Below are 16,746 nucleotides of genomic sequence, written 5' to 3' on the forward strand. Positions count from 1 at the left end.
GTGCGAACACGGTCGGACGCGCTTGGGCGAAGACGGCCGGACATCTTCGGAGCGAAGACGACCGGACGCGAATCCGACCTCGCGCTGGCGCGTGCCGAACGCTTTAGCCCCGCACGCCCGTTTGCGAAGCCATGACCGACCTCGAGGCGTTCGACCTCTCTGGAACCGTCGCGGTCGTCACCGGCGGCACTCGCGGTATCGGCCGCGCCATCGCCGCAGGGTTCGCCGACGCCGGGGCCGACGTGGTGCCGACCTCACGAACCGAGGAGTCCGTCGAGGAAGCCGTCGCCGACGTCCGCGACCGCGGGGCGTCGTCGCTCGTCCACCCGACCGACGTGACCGACGAAGCGTCGATACGCGACTTGTTCGACCGCGTCGACGACGAACTCGGCGGCGTCGACTGCGTGGTGAACAACGCGGGCGTCAACCCCGACGCGGCGCTGGGACCGCCCGAAGACGTCGACCCGGTGGCGTTCGACTTAACCGTCGACGTGAACCTCCGCGGGGCGTTCACCTGCGCCCGGACGGCGGCCGAGTCGCTCGCCGAGCGCGGCGGGAGCGTCATCAACGTCGCCAGCGTCGGCGGCGTCGTGGGCCTGCCCCGCCAGCACCCCTACGTCGCCTCGAAGCACGGCCTCGTCGGCCTCACCAAGAGCGTGGCGCTCGACTGGGCGCCGGACGTGCGAATCAACGCGCTCGCGCCGGGGTACGTGAAGACTGACCTCACCGAGGAACTGCAGGCGAACGAACGACTCCGGGAGTCCATCGTCGACCGGACGCCGCTCGCGCGGTTCGCCGACCCCGAGGAGATAGCCGGCCCGGCCGTCTTCCTGGCCAGCGACGCCGCCTCGTTCGTCACCGGCGAGTGCCTCGCGGTCGACGGCGGGTGGACCGCGCGGTGACGAATCGATTCCGGAATACTTGTTTCGCTGAGATGTGGTGGTCGTAACGATCGCCATGCCCTCCGGCCCGGACTCGACCGACGGAACGACGCGGAGACGGCTTCTTGCGGGACTCGGAGCCGGAGTCGCCGCGACCATCGGCGGCTGTTCGGGCCGAATCCCCGGAACTGGGCCGGCCCACATCGAAGCGGAAACGTTCGCCGAGAGCGGCGAACTTCGGTGGGAGTACCCACCGCGGGACGACGCCGACGGAATCGGCTACGCCGCCGTGGAGTTCGACCGAGTGCTGTCCGAGAGCGCGGAACCCGGGTCGCTCCGGTTCACCCTGAACTCGACCGTCGGCGGACTCGCCGCCAGCGAACCGTACCGGGGCTACGAGGCCGACTGGTTCCGCTTTCGCGTCGGGCCGCCGGCCGAGTACGCCACACGACACACCGTCCGGATGTGGGTGCGACCGCCGACGTGGCCGGGGGTCCGACTGCGGTACGACCGACGAGGGGGCCGGTCTGACCTCGTCGTTACCGCGCCAGACGTCCACACTGATGGGACCATCACGTTCCCACTCGTCCTGGATTCGGGGGGAGAGACGCCCCCTGACAGAGTCCACTGCGCGTTCACCGTCCAGGCGTCGCGGCCCGGCGCGTTGGGAAAGACGGTTCGGGTCAGCGATAGCGGCACTCTGGACCTCGGGTCCGTCGTCGACCGCTCGACGTAATCGCCCGACGGGGCGCGCCGGAGATTCGCAGGTGGGCCGAACGCTGAGCGCGCACGGCGACCCGACGAGCTCGCCCGTCGGGTGGCCCGAGAATCCCATGACAAGTGCCATCAACCAACACCATTTATCCGCTCACCCGTGGTAACGCAGTTCTACCACAGGAGACGCCCGATTATGCCATGGCGCATCACGCTGGCCGACACCTACGACCGGGCCCGCGAGGAGTTCTCATGGGACCGGATACCCGACGACTACAACATCGCCCGCGACCTGTTGCGCAAACACGAGGACCCCGACGGACCCGCGCTCTATCAGGCCTACCTCGACGGAACCCGGGAAACCTACACGTTCGCCGACCTCGACGACCGCACGGACGCGTTCGCCCGCGGGCTGGCGGCCCGCGGCGTCGAGCGTGGCGACCGGGTCGCGGTCGTGGTCCCGCAGAAACCCGCCAATCCCATCACGCACCTCGCGTGCTGGAAACTCGGCGCGGTGTCGCTGCCGCTGTCGGTCCTGTTCGGCCGCGACGCGCTCCGGTATCGCCTGGAGGACTCGGGGGCGACCGCCGTCGTCGCCGACGAGTCGGTGCTGGACGCCGTGCGGGCGGTCGCCGACGACTGCCCGGACCTCGAACACGTCGTCTCAGTCGACGCCGAAGATGCCACCGACGGCGACGATACCGCCGCCGACGCCGACGACCTGCAGGCCAACGTCGAACCCTTCGAGGCGGTCTACGAGGAGGGGTCGACGGCGTTCGAAATCGCCGAAACCGACGCCGACGCGCCCGCGATAATCATGTACACCAGCGGGAGCACCGGCCCGCCGAAGGGCGTGCTCCACGGCCACGGCGTCTGGCTAGGCCACTGCCCGGCGTTCTACGCCTACTTCGAACTCGACGTCGACGCCTCGACGTTCTGGACGCCCGCCGACTGGGCCTGGATCGGCGCGCTCGGCGACCTCGTCTTCCCGGCGTGGCACTACGGCCGGCCCGTGGTCGGCTACCCGATGGGCGGTTTCGACGCCGAGACGGCCTACGAACTCCTCGAGGAGTTCGAGGTCACCGACGCGTTCCTCCCGCCCACTGCCATCCGGATGATGATGGACGTCGAGGCACCGACCGAGAACTACGACCTCGACCTGAAGGCCGTCTGTTCGGGCGGCGAACCGCTCACGCCCGAGATACTCGACTGGGCCGACGAGGAACTGTCCGGCGTGGCCGTCAACGAACTCTACGGCCAGACCGAGGCGAACCTGCTGGTCGCCAACTGCCGGCGGTGGTTCGAGGCGCAGGCGGGGAGCATGGGGAAGCCGATTCCGGGCCACGAGGTCGCCGTCCTCGACGCCGAGACGGGCGAGCGCCAACCCGAGGGAGAGGTCGGCACGATAGCCGTCCGGCGCGAGGGCGACCCGGTCGTCTTCGAGGAGTACTGGAACCAACCGGAGAAGACAGCGAGCGTGACCGTGCAGGGGCCAGACGACGCGGCGTGGCACCTGACCGGCGACCTGGGCTACCGGGACGCGGAGGGCTACTTCTGGTTCAAGGCCCGCGACGACGACGTCATCATCACCGCAGGCTACCGCGTCGGACCCGGCGAGGTCGAGAGCGCCATTCTCGAACACTCGGAGGTCGAACAGGTCGGCGTCGTCGGTATCCCCGACGAGACGCGCGGCGAGATAATCAAGGCGTTCGTCCAACCGGTTCGAGGCGTCGCGGGCGACGACGCACTGCGGGAGGAGATCCGGACGCTCGTCCGCGACGAACTCGCCAAGCACGAGTACCCCCGCGAAATCGAGTTCCTCGACGAACTCCCCCAGACCACGACCGGCAAGATCCAGCGACGGAAGCTTCGGGACCGCGAGAGCAGGTAACCCCGGTCGTTCGCTCGCGTCGGAACCCGCGGGCGTGAGGCCTTATCGAAAGAAGTTATATACTTGATAGATTATCGTCCGTTCATGGGTTTCGCTGCAGTCGTCCGAAAGGAGTTCCTCGATTCCGTCCGGTCGTACTCGTTGTTCGGACTCGCGCTCCTGTTCGCGCTCTTCGCCGCCGGTCTCGCCGCGATGGAGTTCGTTCCGGTAGGATACCGGGACAGTCACGTCGACACGAGTACGTTAGCGCTGTTGAACAGCATGCGACAGCCCACCGTCTTCTTCGTCCCGTGGATCGGGCTCGGGATGGGGTACAACGCGATAGCGGGCGACCACGAGAGCGGCCGCCTCCGACTCCTGCTCGGACTGCCGAACTCGAGAGCGGCCGTCGTGGTCGGGAAGTTCGTCGGACGAACCGCGGTGGTCGCGGTTTCGATACTCGCCGGCTACGCCGTCGCGGGAATCGTCGCGCTCGCCACGTTCGACTCGTTCGATTTCGTTATCTTCGGGGCGTTCACGGCGCTGACGGTGCTGTACGGAGCGGTGTACGTCGGCATCGCCGTCGGCTTTTCGGCGTGGCTGAAAACGAGGGAGTGGGCGCTCGTCGGTGCAACGTCGCTGTACGCGCTCTTCTTGCTGGGCTGGGACGTCGTGTTGTTGGTCCTCCAGTTGGCGATATTCGGCCGGGAGGTACCGGAGGCCGGACTGCCGGACTGGTTCCCCTTTCTCGGACTGCTCAACCCCTCGACGGCGTTCATGCACGCCGCGAGGGCCGTCATCCCGGCGTACCGCGAGATAACGTTCTACCCCGAAGCAGACGCGTTCTACCTCCAGGACTGGGTCGGGTTCGCGGTGCTCGCCCTCTGGTGTCTCGGAGCGCTCGGTCTCGGCTACCGCCGCTTCAGGGGCGCGGACCTAAACTGAGTTCGCAGCGCCCGGCCGCGCTCCGCGAGAGGCGATACCGCCGGAGCCGCTCAGTCGGACTCGGCGACCGACACCGAGAGGTACTCCTCCAGCAGGTCGTCGCGCTGGCGGAGTTCGGGGACGCTCCCCTCCCAGACGTTCGACCCCTTCTCGATGATGTACGCTCGCTCGGCGAGGTCCAGCGCGAACTGGACGTTCTGCTCGGTCAGCAGGACGGTCACGTCCTCCTGGACGACGTCGGCGAGCACCCGCCGGAGGTCCTCGACGATGACCGGGGCGAGGCCCTCGGTCGGTTCGTCGAGCAGCAGGAGGTCGGGGTTCTGGACCAGCGCCCGACCGACCGCGAGCATCTGCTGTTCGCCTCCCGAGAGGTCCCGGCCCCTGCTGTCGCGGAGGTCGTCGAGCGTCGGGAATATCTCGTACATCTCCTCGACCGGCCGAGGGTCGACGGCGGTTTCGGCGGCGACCTGGAGGTTCTCCCGGACCGTCAGCGTCGGGAATATCCGGCGGTCCTCCGGGACGAGTTTGACGCCCAGTCGACTGATCTCGTCGACCGGCGAGTCGGCGATGTCGGTTCCCCGGTAGACGATGCGGCCCTCGCGGCGCGGGACGGTGCCGACGATGCTCCGGAGCGTCGTGGTCTTGCCCGCGCCGTTGCGCCCGAGCAGGACCACCACCTCGTTCTCCGCGACGTCGAGCGCGAGGTCGAACAGGACGTGGCTGTTGCCGTAGTAGACGTTCACGTCTTCGAGTTCCAGGAGCGCCATCACTTCTCACCTCCGAGGTAGGCCTCGCGGACGCGCTCGTCGGCCATCACCTCGTCGGGGGTACCGTCGGCGATGAGCCGACCGTTGTCGAACACCAGGATGCGGTCGGAGATGCCGAGGACGACCTCCATGTCGTGCTCGGTGACGACGAACGTGGTGTCGGTGTTCTCGTTCAGGTCGTCGACGAGGTCGACCATCCGGCGGGTTTCGGTCGCGTTCATCCCCGCGGTGGGTTCGTCGAGCAGGACCACCGACGGGTCGGTGCCCAGCGCCAGCGCGATCTCGACCTTCCGGACGTCGCCATGCGAGAGGTTCGCACAGCGGGTGTCGGCCACCTCCGTCAGGTTCGTCAGTTCGAGCACGCGGTAGGCCTCCTCGTTGAGTTCGTCGTCGCCGGCGGCGATGGAAGTCACGTCGAGGGTCCGACCCTCCCGGCTGATGCGGGCGATTCGGACGTTCTCCAGCACCGTCAGCCGCTGGAAGACGTTGTTTATCTGGAACGCTCGCGCGAGGCCGAGCCGATTTATCTCGAACGATTCCAGCCCCGTCACGTCCACCAGGTCGTCGCCGACGGAGTCGCCCGCACCGTTCGTCGCGCCGGTTTCGGTGGCGGTCCCCCCGTCGGTCGCCCGTCGGCCGTCGGTCGCGCGCCCGCCGTCGGCCACCGACTCCGACCGCCGAGGGCGGACGAAGATGCGCCCGTCCGTGGGTTCGAGTTGGCCGGCGAGCAGGTTGTAGAACGTCGTCTTGCCCGCACCGTTGGGGCCGATGATGCTGGTGATGTCGGCGTCGTCTATCGCCACGCTCACGCCGTCGACGGCGACGAGCGCGCCGAACTTCCGGGTGAGGTTCTCGGTCCGGAGCACGGTCCCCATCTCAGGCACCCCCTTCGGTCGCGAACAGCCCCTGGGGTTTCAGGACGAGCACGGCTATCATCGCCAGGAACGGGAGCAACTGGCCCGCGCCCGAGATGACGATGCTCCCCACGGCGATGAGCAGTCCGATGACGTACGCGCCGACGAACGCGCCCTTGAACGACCCGAGGCCGCCGATTACGACGACGACGAACGCGTTGATGATGACCTGGTTGCCCATCGCGGGACTGACCGCGCCGACGGGTGCGGCGAGCGCACCGCCGAGGCCGGCCAGGACCGCTCCGGCGAAGAAGACGCCGGTGTACAGCCGCGAGACGTCGATGCCGAGCAGGCGGGCCATGTCGCGGTCGCTGGAGGTCGCCCGGACCAGACGGCCGACGTTGGTGAGTCTGAGGACCGCGAACAGCGCGCCGAGCACGGCCACCGACATCAGGATCAGGAACACGCGGTACGTCGGGGCCGAGAGCGACTCCGTGAATCGGACGGTCCCCCGGAGCGCCGCCGGCGGCGAGATGACGTACTGTCCGGTTCCGAAGGTGATTCGCGTGAGGTCGGTGAGTATCAGCACGAACGCGAACGTCAGGAGCAGTTGGTCGAGCACCTCCTCTTGCCGACCGTAGAGCCTGCGGATGAACCCCATCTCGACGATAGCCCCGACGACCCCCACGACGACCAGCGCGGCCAGCACTCCCGGCCAGAACCCCAGTTGCGGAATGGCGACGCCGAATATCTCGAGGCCGTTGACCAGCGTCACGGCGACGTACGCTCCGATCATGTACAGCGCGCCGTGGGCGAAGTTGAGCACGTCGAGCACGCCGAAGATGAGGCTCAGTCCGATTGCGACGAGGAACAACTGGGCCCCGATGCTGAGGCCAGTGACAACCTGATCGGCGACCAGGCCAATGTCAACCATACCCATACCTCAGTAACATCACGATTAAACGTTTCGCCGGGTACGACGGCTCTGTGTGGTGATACGACCGCCGAATCATTAATTTATGCGAGATTTTGTATGAGTATCCCTCAAGAAGTAAAAGTAGTCGGAAATACTGATAGAATAGAGAACGGTTCCGCCGCGTACTCAGGCGAAGGTATATGTTAGCACCTATCATTGAAGTTTCGTGGGGTTCATGACAACCGACAACAGTCCCCGCGGTGGGGGAGAGGGGGAAACCGAATCGACGAGATGGAATCGACGGACGTTCCTGGGAACGGCCGGCGCGGCCGGCGTAGCAGGACTGACCGGTCCCGTGGGGAGCGTCTCGGCGCAGAACGGGCCGATCAAGATCGGCGCGGTGTACCTGCTGTCGGGGCTGGGACAGTCGCTCGGCGCGGCCTCCGTCGCCGCCGCGAGGCTCACGGTGAAGAAGATAAACGAAGCCGGGGGCATCATGGGGCGCAACGTCCAACTCGTCGTCCGCGACCACGAGAACAGCGCCTCGACCGCGAACCAGCACTTCAGGGACCTGGTCCAGCGCCAGGGGGTTGCGGCGATGATCGGTCTGACCTCCTCGGGCGTGACGCTCTCGACCGCGCCGACGGTCGCCGCGCTGGGCGTGCCGCTCACGCTGACCGACATCGGGACGCCGTTCATCACCGAACACGACGAACAGAAGTACGGCGACAACGCCCAGGGGACGAAGGTCCACTTCCGGACAAACGCGAACACGGCGGTCAACACCTACGCGATGGCCAAGTACGCCAACGAGAACCTGGACGTCACGCGCGTGGCCAACCTCGGACCGGACTACGCCTACGGCCAGCAGTGCTGGGAGTACTTCAAGGCGTTCTCGAACGCGATGGGCGCCAACTACGAGTACGTCGCCAGCCAGTTCCCGGAGGTCGGGGCCAGCAACATGACGCCCCAGATAAACACCGTGGCCAACGCCAACCCCGAACTGGTGTTCACCTCGTTCTGGGGCGGCGACGCGGTGACGTTCGTCCAGCAGGCGACCCAGCAGGGTCTGTTCGAACAGGCCACCGACGTCTTCGACACGCTCGGGGCCGACCCGACGGTGTTCCAGGCGCTCGGCAACACGATGCCCGAGGGCGTCAACTACTCCTCGTGGTACTGGCACTCGACCTACGACAACCAGAACAACCGCAACTTCCTGAACGCCTGGAACCAGGAGTACGCCAACACCGACACCATCGGCATCCCGTCGTTCACCGGGCCGAGCGCGTGGTCGGCCCTCTGGATGTACAAGCGAGCCATGGAGAACGCCGGCAGCACCAACCCCGACGACATCATCTCGCAGTTGGAGGGGATGCAGTACCAGAACGACCCGCGGGGGCCGATCACGATCCAGGCCGACTCCCACCAGGCCAACGCACCGACGATAATCGGGACCACCAGCAAGAAGGACGACGTCCCGTACAACGGCGTGGGCCTCCAGCCCTCGCAGTCCATCAGTGCCGACCGCAAGACGCTCACCGACCTGCTGAGCCAGGCGAACACCAACCTCCCGCCGGGCATCTGAGCGGGCGGTCGGCCCTCGACAGTTCCAGACACCATCGAATTTCAAGTTCCAGACGACTCACATGAGCTACACAGACACCGTACGCGACCGCTTTCGAAACGCCGACCTCGGGGTCGCAGTGGCGGGCATCGTCGTCGCCGCCGTGTTGGTGAGCGCGCCGCTGATTCTTGGACCGGTCGAGACGTCGCTGCTCATCACCATGTTACTCATCGCCATCTTCGGCACGGCGTTCAACCTGCTGTACGGCTACACGGGACTGCTCTCGTTCGGCCACGCGATGTTCCTCGCGGTGGCGGCATACACCACCGCGAAGGTGTTCAACGTCGTCGGCCCCCTGCTCGGCGTCTCCGAACTGTTCGGCGGGGCCAGCGTGCTGGTGACGTTCGGCCTCGCGGTGCTGTTCGGGGTGGCGTTTGCGACGCTGTTGGCGGTCTTCGTCGGCTACCTCAGCGTCCAACTTGAAGAGATATACTTCGCGATGATCACGCTGTCGTTCAGCATGGCGGTGTACGTCGTGTTGCTCCAGGACATCACGGGACAACTCGTCGAACTGCTCGGCCTGGGCGAGACGGCCACCGAACTGCTCGCCACGAACGGCGACGACGGCCTCATCATCTCCTTCCAGGCGATGGGCGAGGTCGACCTGTTCGGGTGGACGTTCACCTTCATGAACATCAACGACTACCTCGCGTTCTACTTCGTGGTCCTGGGGGCGTTCGTCGGGTCGATGTACGCGCTCTGGCGCATCGTCCGGTCGCCGTTCGGCCGGGTCTGCCTCGCGATACGGGAGAACCCCGAGCGCGCCCGGTCGCTGGGAATCGACGTCACGCGCCACTCGTGGGCGACGTTCGTCGTCAGCGCGGCGTTCACCGGCCTCGTCGGTACGATGTGGGCGCCGCTCCAGAGCAGCGTCGTCCCGGGCATCGGCCACTGGACGTTCTCGGCCACGCCCGTCCTGGTGACGGTCATCGGCGGGCCGTACTCGTTCCTCGGGCCGACGGTCGGCTCGTTCGTCTACGAGTACCTCCGGTTCACCATCGACCAGTACCCGGCGCTGGCCGCCCGGTGGCAACTCGTCTTCGGCGTCATCCTGCTGGCGGTCGTGATGTTCTTCGAGAACGGCGTCACCGGCGGCATCGAGAACCTCTGGGCCCGGCTACGCGGTGGGCTTGGCTCCGGCGACACCGTGGCCGGCGACGGTCGGGGAGACCGGGAGCAGGGGTGAGCGGGCGTGCCGACCGAGATGACGATTCGGCCGTTCTTCTGGCGGGCCACGAAGCTGTTTCCCGAGACGGAGGTAGTCGCCCGGACCCGCGACGGAATCCACCGCTACACCTACGCGGAATTCGGTCAGCGCACACGAGCGCTCGCGAGCGCGCTGGCCGAGATGGGCGTCGGGGAGGGCGACCGGGTGGGGACGTTCGGCTGGAACCACCACCGTCACTTCGAAGCGTACTACGCCGCGCCGCTCGCGGGCGCGCAACTCCACACCGTCAACGTCCTGCTCGGCGACGACCACGTCGAGTACATCGTCGAGGACGCCGACGACGACGTGTTGCTCGTCGACCCCGGCGAGCCGTTCGAGACGATAGCACGCCTCTGGGACCGCCTGGAGAGCGTCGAGACGGTGGTCGTGATGGGGACCAAAGCCGACGTTCCGGACACCGACCTTCCCGTCCACGCCTACGAGGACCTCGTCGCCGCCGGGTCGCCCGACTTCGAGTTGCCCGACCTCTCGGGCGACCAGCCGGCGGGGATGTGCTACACGTCGGGGACGACCGGGAAGCCGAAGGGCGTCGAGTACACCCACGAGATGATATACGCCCACGCGCTGATGGTGATGACCCCCGCCGCCCTCGGCATCGAGGAGCGCGACGTGGTGTTGCCGGTCGTCCCGATGTTCCACGTCAACTCCTGGGAGTTCCCCTACGCGGCGACGATGGCGGGCGCGAAGCAGGTCTACCCCAGTCCATCGCCCGACGCGGCCGACCTCGTCGAACTCATCGAGGCGGAGGGCGTGACGCTGACCGCGGGCGTGCCGACGGTGTGGATAGATATGCTCGACTACCTCGACGACCACGACGCCGACATCTCCTCGCTCGAACGCATCGTGGTCGGCGGCAGCGCCGCGCCCAAGGGCGTGATGGCCCGCTACGAGGACGAGTACGACGTGACCATCGACCACGCGTGGGGGATGACCGAGACGATGAGCATCGGCAGCGTCGCCCGGCCGAAGGCCCGGATGGCCGACTGGGACCGCGAGGACCGCTTCGAGATGCGGGCGAAACAGGGCCTGCTCTCGCCGGGGATGGAGATGAAACTCGTGAACGACGACGGTGAGGAAGTCCCCTGGGACGGGAGTGCAGTGGGCGAACTCTACGTCCGCGGCCCGACGGTCGTGAGCGAGTACTACAACCGGCCCGAGGCCAACGAGGAGGACTTCGAGGAAGGGTGGCTCAAGACCGGCGACATCGCGTCCGTCGACGAACACGGCTACATCGAGGTGGTCGACCGCGCGAAGGACGTGGTCAAGAGCGGCGGCGAGTGGATATCCACCATCGAACTCGAGAACGAACTGATGGCCCACGACGACGTTGTCGAGGCGGCGGTCATCGCGGTCCCCCACGAGCGCTGGCGGGAGCGGCCCCTGGCCTGCGCGGTGGTGCGCGACGGCGCCGACGTGACCGCCGAGGACCTCCGGGCGTTCCTCGAAGGCGAGCACCCCGACTGGTGGCTCCCCGACGACGTGGTCTTCGTCGAGGAGGTGCCGAAGACCGCCACCGGGAAGTTCGACAAGAAGGTGCTACGCGACCGGTTCGACGACCCCGACCTGCGGTTCACGCCCGGGGAGTGACCCGACTCGTCGGGTCACTCCCCGGGCGTCGTGCTCGTATCGTCTCGGTCATGCCGTCGCGACGTATCGTCGCAACCCCGAACTGCGCGTTCGGTTCGCGAATTCCACTTCGACACTGAGCGACCGCTCGCCACTGCGAACTTGCGATTGAACGCCAGTATCGCTAACAATGATTTCTTCATTCGGTACTACAACCACCGTTGTTTCCGATACTTCCGAAAGACCTTACAGTCGTAATTCTCACTCGGTGGAGTTAAGGTGGCATGTCACGAATCGGAGTACCGTATGACGGTAGATAGCATCCGACGCGTCGCGGTCCTCGGCGCGGGCAACATGGGCCACGGAATCGCAGAGGTCGTCGCGATGGCCGGCTACGACGTCACGATGCGCGACATCGAGGAGGACCTGGTCGAGGACGGCTACGAGAGCATCCGGTGGAGTCTGGAGAAGTTAGCCGAGAAGGGCCGCCTCGACGAACCGGTCGACGAGATACTCGCGCGAATCGAGACGACGACCGACCTCCGGTCGGCGGTCGCCGACGCCGACCTCGTCGTCGAGGCCGCGCCCGAGCAGATGGAACTCAAGAAGGACATCTTCGCCGACCTCGACGAGTTCGCACCCGACGGCGCGATACTCGCATCGAACACATCTAGCCTGAGCATCACCGAGATGGCGAGCGCGACCGACCGCCCCGAGGACGTGGTCGGGATGCACTTCTTCAACCCGCCGGTGAAGATGGACCTCGTCGAGGTCATCTACGGCGAGGAGACGAGCGACGAGACGGCCGAAACCGCCTACGAGTTCGTGGAGTCAGTCGGCAAGACGCCCATCTACGTCCGGAAGGACGTCCGGGGCTTCGTCGTCAACACGGTGCTCGGACCGTTCACCGACGAACCCGCGTGGATGGTCTCGAATGGCGAGGCCGCGGTTCGCGAGGCCGACGCCGCGATGGTCCACCGGCGGGGCTACCCCATGGGCCCGTTCGAACTTTCCGACCTGACCGGCATCGACGTGGGCTACCACGTCCGGAACGAGGCCGGGCGGCCGATTCCGCCCATCACCGAGGAGAAGGTCGAGAACGACGAGCTCGGCCGGAAGACCGGGAAGGGGTTCTACGACCACGAAAACGGAGCGGGCGTCGACTACGAACCCGGCGACGGCGAGGACTTCGACACCCTGCGCGTCGAGGCCCGGATGGTGAACGAGGCCGCCCGCCTCGTCGGCGACGACGTGGCGACGCCCGACGAGATAGACACCGGGGTCAAACTCGGGCTTGGTTTCCCCGAAGGCATCTGCCGACGCGCCGACAAGCTCGGCCTCGACACGGTCCTCGACAAGCTCCGGACCCTCCACGAGGAAACTGGCGACGACCGATTCGCGCCCGACGACTACCTGATCGAACTCGTCGAATCGGGGAAGACCGGCGAGGACGCGGGCGCGGGCTTCCACGACTACGGCGGGGACGGCGACGGTCCGGGCGGCTACCGTCTGCTGAACTACGACCTCACCGACGACGGTCTGCTCGAGATCGAACTCGACCGCCCCGAGCGGATGAACGCCCTCTCGGCCGACCTGCTCGGGGAGATAGACGACCTGCTCTCGTCGGTCGACGTCGAGGAGGTTCGGTGCGTGACCTTCGAGGGTGCGGGCGACCGGGCGTTCAGCGCGGGCGCCGACATCGGCGGCTTCGCCGACCTCGACCCCACCGACGCGATGGACGTCACGCCCGCGTTCGAGACGGTCAACGACTTCGAGCGGCCGGTGATCGCGAAGGTCGACGGCTACTGTCTGGGCGCCGGCCTGGAACTCGCGCTCGCCTGCGACCTCCGCATCGCCACGGAGGACAGCGAGTTCGGGTCGCCCGAAATCGGCCTGGGGCTCATCCCCGGCGGCGGCGGCACCCAACGCCTGCTCCGGTTGCTCGGCGAGACGCGCGCGAAGGAACTCGTCTTCCGGGGCAACCGCATCGGCGCCGAGCGCGCCGAGGAGTGGGGCCTGGTCAACCGCGCGGTCCCCGAAGCGGAGTTGGACGACGTCGTCTCGGCGTTCGTCGAGGACATCGTCGAGGGACCGCCGCTCGGCCTCAAAGTCGCCAAGAAGGTGATGAACGAGGGGGCCGACGCGAGCCTCGACGCGGCGCTCGCGCTGGAGAGCCAGGGCTTCGGCCTGCTGATGGGCACCGAGGACGTGCGCGAGGGCACCGCGGCGTTCCGCGACGACCGGGACCCCGAGTTCCGGGGCGAGTGAAGATGGGCGAGGAACTGTCCACGGCCCAGGTCGAGGAACTCTCGGCGTTCGTCGACCGACACGGCTACCTCTCGTGGCTCGGACTCGGCGTCGAGGACGTCGAGCGCGGCCGGGTGGCGATGTCGGTCCCCTACGACGAGAAACTCCTCAACCCCGACCCGGGCGGCACCCCCGTCGTCCACGGCGGAATCGCCGCCACGCTGGTCGACACCGCCAGCGGGTTCGCCCTCCGGACGACGTTCGACGACCCCGCCGACGCCCGCCTGACGACCACCGACCTCGACGTCTCGTACCTCCGGCCGGCGACCGGCGACCTGTTCGTGGAGGCGACGGTCGTCCGGGCCGGCGGGTCGATGGGCGTCACCAGGGTCACCGTCGAGAGCGAGCGCGGAGCGGGCGACGGCCGGGGGAGCGAACGAACCGAGGTCGCGGTTGGGAGCGCGAGCTATCGGCTCTTCCGGGAGGAGTCGCAGTGAGCCTCTCGTTCAACGAACTCGAAGTCGGCCACGAAGTCACCACGCCGTCGCGAACCGTCACCGAGGCCGACGTGGTCAACTTCGCCGGCGTCAGCGGCGACTTCAACCCCCTGCACACCAGCGAGACGGTGGCGGCCGAGTCCGACTTCGGGGAACGCATCGCCCACGGCGCGCTGGTGTTCTCGGTGATGACGGGGCTGGCCCGCCGGTCTACCAACCGGCGGGCCGACGTGGTGGCGTTCTACGGGGTCGACCGCCTCCGGTTCGTCGCGCCGGTCCGACTCGGAGACACCGTCCAGGTCGAACTGGAGGTCGTAGAGAAGGAGCCCCGGGACCACCCGACCGCTAGCGGAGTCGTGAGGTACGACGCCGACGTGCTGAATCAGCGCGACGAGACGGTGCTGTCGTGCGAGTTGCTGTCGCTGGTGAAGTAGGTCCCTGCCGCGTTCTTCTCCGCGAGGCGGTCGGTCGCGCGGTCCGTCGCCGTTTCATGTAAAACGCGCAAGTAGTCAGCGCTATATACACCTGGTTCGCATCTCGGAACGAACATGAGCAGTGACCCTCCAATCGACACCGGCGGACTCGCTCAGTCCGCCACGGTAATCGGCCTCGTATTGCTTCTTCTCGTCTCGCTGGTCGGCGGGATGATGGCGTTCGAGGGCGTGAACGAAGGGAAGGTGAAGGTCGTGAAGAACCAGGGCGCGGTCACGGGCGACGTCCTCGAACCTGGCTGGCACTTCATCACACCCATCATCGAGGGGACGGTCAGCGTCCCGACGCGACCCCAGACCTACACCATGAGCCACCAGAGCGGCGAGGGAGACAACGCGAACCAGGACGACTCGGTTCGCGTGCTCACGCAGGACGGACTACACGTCGACGTCGACGTGACCGTCCGCTACCGGGTCACGCCTCGCGATGCGCCACGGTTCCACGAGGAGTACCGGGACCTCCCGACCGCGGAGTCGCGCCTCATCCGCCCGACGGTTCGGTCGGTGCTGCGCACCGAGGGCGGTAACATCGACGTGACCGACATCTACACCGGCGAGGGACAGACCCGCCTCAAACTCGCCGTCGAAGGTGCGCTCAAGAACGAAACCGAGGGTAGCGGCATCGTCATCGAGAGCGTCCAGATTCGGAACGTCCGACTCCCCAGCGAGTACGCGAAGTCCATCGAGCAGAAGAAGGTCAAACAGCAGAAGATCGAGGAGGCGGAGTACGAGATTCAGGTCGCGAAGAAGAACAAGGAGCGCAGGGTCATCGAGGCCGAGGCCGAAGCCGAACAGATTCGCATCAAGGGCGAGGCGCTCCGCCGGAACCCCGAAGTGCTCGACCTCCGCTACATCGAGGCGCTCCGGGAGAACGAGAACACCATCTACGTCCCGGCGGAGGGCGGCGTCACCCTCACGCGAGACGTGACCGACGACGCCACGCCCACGAACCGGAACGCCTCGTCCGGAAACGAGAGCGAGAACTGACGTTCGAACCACCGGGAGTTTCGAGATGCGACGATACGTTCGGGTCGCGACGGCTATCGCCGCCGCGTTCGTGCTACTGGTTGCAATGGCGCGTGCATCGGGTTTTCTCCTGCTACCGCTCGTACTCGCGCTGGTTCTCGGTCTCGGATACGTGGCCGTCCGGAGTGCGACCGGTACGCCGTCCCCCTATCCGCGAATCGCGTCGGGCGTGTTCGAGCGAAGCGACGCCGAGGCGATTCGGCTCTCCGAGACGGACGTCTGCGAATCCTGCGCCGATTGGGAGGGAACGGGCGAGCGCCGCGTCACGCATCGGGAGTTCGTGTTCCTCGGCGTCCCCCTCGTTCGCCTGTCCACGACGCGAACCGTCCGCTGTGAAGTGTGCGCCGACCCGGTCGCCGCGTTGGAATGCCGAGAGCGGGACGCGGTCGACCGCGAACTCGAACGCGGCCGATGACGCTCCGACGTGGGCGTTCTCGGGCGTCGCCGAGACGGCCGGTTCCACCGGATGGAGTTGACCGGAATCCGGTGCCGGGGGTCCCTCCGCCGGCCCCTACTCGTGGTAGTGTTCGTTCAACTCGTCGAAGATCTCGGGGTCGGTGCCGAACTTGAGCACGTTGTGGATGACCGAGTTTCGGATGTTGGCGATGACGCCGCCGTGTTCCTTGTAGCACTCGTGAATCCACCGCGACTCGGAGGCCCGGTCGGGGAACATCATCACCGTCTTCCACTGGTACTCGCCGTCCGAGAGGAAGTAAAAGAGGGTGTGGGGGTCGTCGCGGATGTACTCCATCGCGTCGCGCCACCCCTCCGCGAAGTTCTCGGCGTTGAACTTGAACTCGAAGAGGCCGAAGATGTAGTACTCCTCGTTGGGGATGATCGCCTCGCGGAAGACGCCCTCGTTGCGCATCTCGCGGATGGACTCGCTCACGGTGACGTGCGAGACGTCGATGCCGTACTCCTCGGAGAGAATCGTCGTGAGCTGTCGCGACGACAACTGGGGGTCTCGGGTCAACTCCCGGAGGATGGCGATATCCCGGTCCTTGAAGTCCCAGTCGGGCGACTTGCTCGTGTCGGTCATACCGTTCCTTTCCGCGACGCGTTTATCAGGATTCCCCTTCGCCGGGGAACCGGTTCGATTCGGCCCGGAATCGACGTTCGG

16 protein-coding genes are annotated in these 16,746 nt (G+C 66.8%); 12 read left to right on the forward strand and 4 right to left on the reverse strand.

Annotated elements, in window-relative coordinates; genetic code table 11:
- Positions 1-131: 131 nt before the first annotated feature.
- From NGM07_RS03990 to NGM07_RS04005, 4 genes are all read left to right on the forward strand, one after another.
- On the forward strand, positions 132-902 hold the full coding sequence (locus NGM07_RS03990; RefSeq protein WP_253517448.1) for an SDR family NAD(P)-dependent oxidoreductase: 771 nt from the start codon (positions 132-134) through the stop codon (positions 900-902).
- Between the two features lie 55 nt (positions 903-957).
- Positions 958-1,617, forward strand: coding sequence for a hypothetical protein (locus NGM07_RS03995; RefSeq protein ID WP_253517451.1), 660 nt, complete (start codon positions 958-960; stop codon positions 1,615-1,617).
- A 174-nt stretch (positions 1,618-1,791) separates the two neighbouring features.
- Positions 1,792-3,486, forward strand: a complete 1,695-nt coding sequence (locus NGM07_RS04000) for an acetate--CoA ligase (RefSeq protein ID WP_253517453.1) — start codon at positions 1,792-1,794, stop codon at positions 3,484-3,486.
- Between the two features lie 84 nt (positions 3,487-3,570).
- Complete coding sequence (locus NGM07_RS04005; protein WP_253517455.1) at positions 3,571-4,410, forward strand: ABC transporter permease subunit; 840 nt, start codon at positions 3,571-3,573, stop codon at positions 4,408-4,410.
- Between the two features lie 50 nt (positions 4,411-4,460).
- Here NGM07_RS04005 and NGM07_RS04010 read toward each other — a convergent pair whose 3' ends face one another.
- Genes NGM07_RS04010 through NGM07_RS04020 form a run of 3 tightly spaced genes read right to left on the reverse strand, consistent with a single transcriptional unit; the run spans position 4,461 to position 6,965 of the window.
- Positions 4,461-5,177, reverse strand: a complete 717-nt coding sequence (locus NGM07_RS04010; RefSeq protein ID WP_253517479.1) for an ABC transporter ATP-binding protein — start codon at positions 5,175-5,177, stop codon at positions 4,461-4,463.
- Positions 5,177-6,052 (reverse strand): ABC transporter ATP-binding protein, encoded by an 876-nt coding sequence (locus NGM07_RS04015; RefSeq protein WP_253517482.1) that lies wholly within the window; start codon positions 6,050-6,052, stop codon positions 5,177-5,179. Before NGM07_RS04015 ends, NGM07_RS04010 begins: the two co-directional genes overlap by 1 nt.
- Position 6,053: 1 nt before the next feature.
- Complete coding sequence (locus tag NGM07_RS04020; RefSeq protein WP_253517485.1) at positions 6,054-6,965, reverse strand: branched-chain amino acid ABC transporter permease; 912 nt, start codon at positions 6,963-6,965, stop codon at positions 6,054-6,056.
- Between the two features lie 217 nt (positions 6,966-7,182).
- Between NGM07_RS04020 and NGM07_RS04025 the strand changes: the two genes are divergently transcribed.
- The 8 genes from NGM07_RS04025 (at position 7,183) to NGM07_RS04060 (ending at position 16,041) form a co-directional block, all read left to right on the forward strand.
- The gene (locus NGM07_RS04025; RefSeq protein ID WP_253520144.1) at positions 7,183-8,532 is read left to right on the forward strand and encodes an ABC transporter substrate-binding protein; all 1,350 of its coding nucleotides are present in this window, start codon (positions 7,183-7,185) and stop codon (positions 8,530-8,532) included.
- Between the two features lie 61 nt (positions 8,533-8,593).
- Positions 8,594-9,757, forward strand: a complete 1,164-nt coding sequence (locus tag NGM07_RS04030) for a branched-chain amino acid ABC transporter permease (RefSeq protein WP_253517488.1) — start codon at positions 8,594-8,596, stop codon at positions 9,755-9,757.
- A gap of 6 nt (positions 9,758-9,763) precedes the next feature.
- On the forward strand, positions 9,764-11,386 hold the full coding sequence (locus NGM07_RS04035; protein ID WP_368410230.1) for a long-chain fatty acid--CoA ligase: 1,623 nt from the start codon (positions 9,764-9,766) through the stop codon (positions 11,384-11,386).
- A gap of 285 nt (positions 11,387-11,671) precedes the next feature.
- The gene (locus NGM07_RS04040; protein ID WP_253517490.1) at positions 11,672-13,633 is read left to right on the forward strand and encodes a 3-hydroxyacyl-CoA dehydrogenase/enoyl-CoA hydratase family protein; all 1,962 of its coding nucleotides are present in this window, start codon (positions 11,672-11,674) and stop codon (positions 13,631-13,633) included.
- A gap of 2 nt (positions 13,634-13,635) precedes the next feature.
- Entirely contained in the window at positions 13,636-14,109 is a 474-nt protein-coding gene (locus tag NGM07_RS04045; RefSeq protein WP_253517493.1) for a PaaI family thioesterase, read from the forward strand.
- Positions 14,106-14,543: a MaoC/PaaZ C-terminal domain-containing protein gene (locus tag NGM07_RS04050; RefSeq protein ID WP_253517496.1), complete on the forward strand. Its 438-nt coding sequence runs from the start codon at positions 14,106-14,108 to the stop codon at positions 14,541-14,543. The genes NGM07_RS04045 and NGM07_RS04050 overlap by 4 nt, the downstream gene beginning before the upstream one ends.
- Before the next feature lie 114 nt (positions 14,544-14,657).
- Positions 14,658-15,587 carry a prohibitin family protein gene (locus NGM07_RS04055; protein WP_253517499.1) on the forward strand — a complete coding sequence of 310 codons (930 nt, stop codon included), beginning with the start codon at positions 14,658-14,660 and terminating at the stop codon, positions 15,585-15,587.
- Between the two features lie 25 nt (positions 15,588-15,612).
- Positions 15,613-16,041 (forward strand): DUF8108 domain-containing protein, encoded by a 429-nt coding sequence (locus tag NGM07_RS04060; protein ID WP_253517502.1) that lies wholly within the window; start codon positions 15,613-15,615, stop codon positions 16,039-16,041.
- Between the two features lie 96 nt (positions 16,042-16,137).
- Here the strand turns inward: NGM07_RS04060 and NGM07_RS04065 are convergent, their stop codons facing one another.
- Positions 16,138-16,665, reverse strand: coding sequence for an Lrp/AsnC family transcriptional regulator (locus tag NGM07_RS04065; protein WP_253517505.1), 528 nt, complete (start codon positions 16,663-16,665; stop codon positions 16,138-16,140).
- Positions 16,666-16,746 lie beyond the last annotated feature (81 nt).

This window comes from Halorussus vallis, from assembly GCF_024138165.1.
GTDB classification, from domain to species: Archaea; Halobacteriota; Halobacteria; order Halobacteriales; family Haladaptataceae; genus Halorussus; species Halorussus vallis.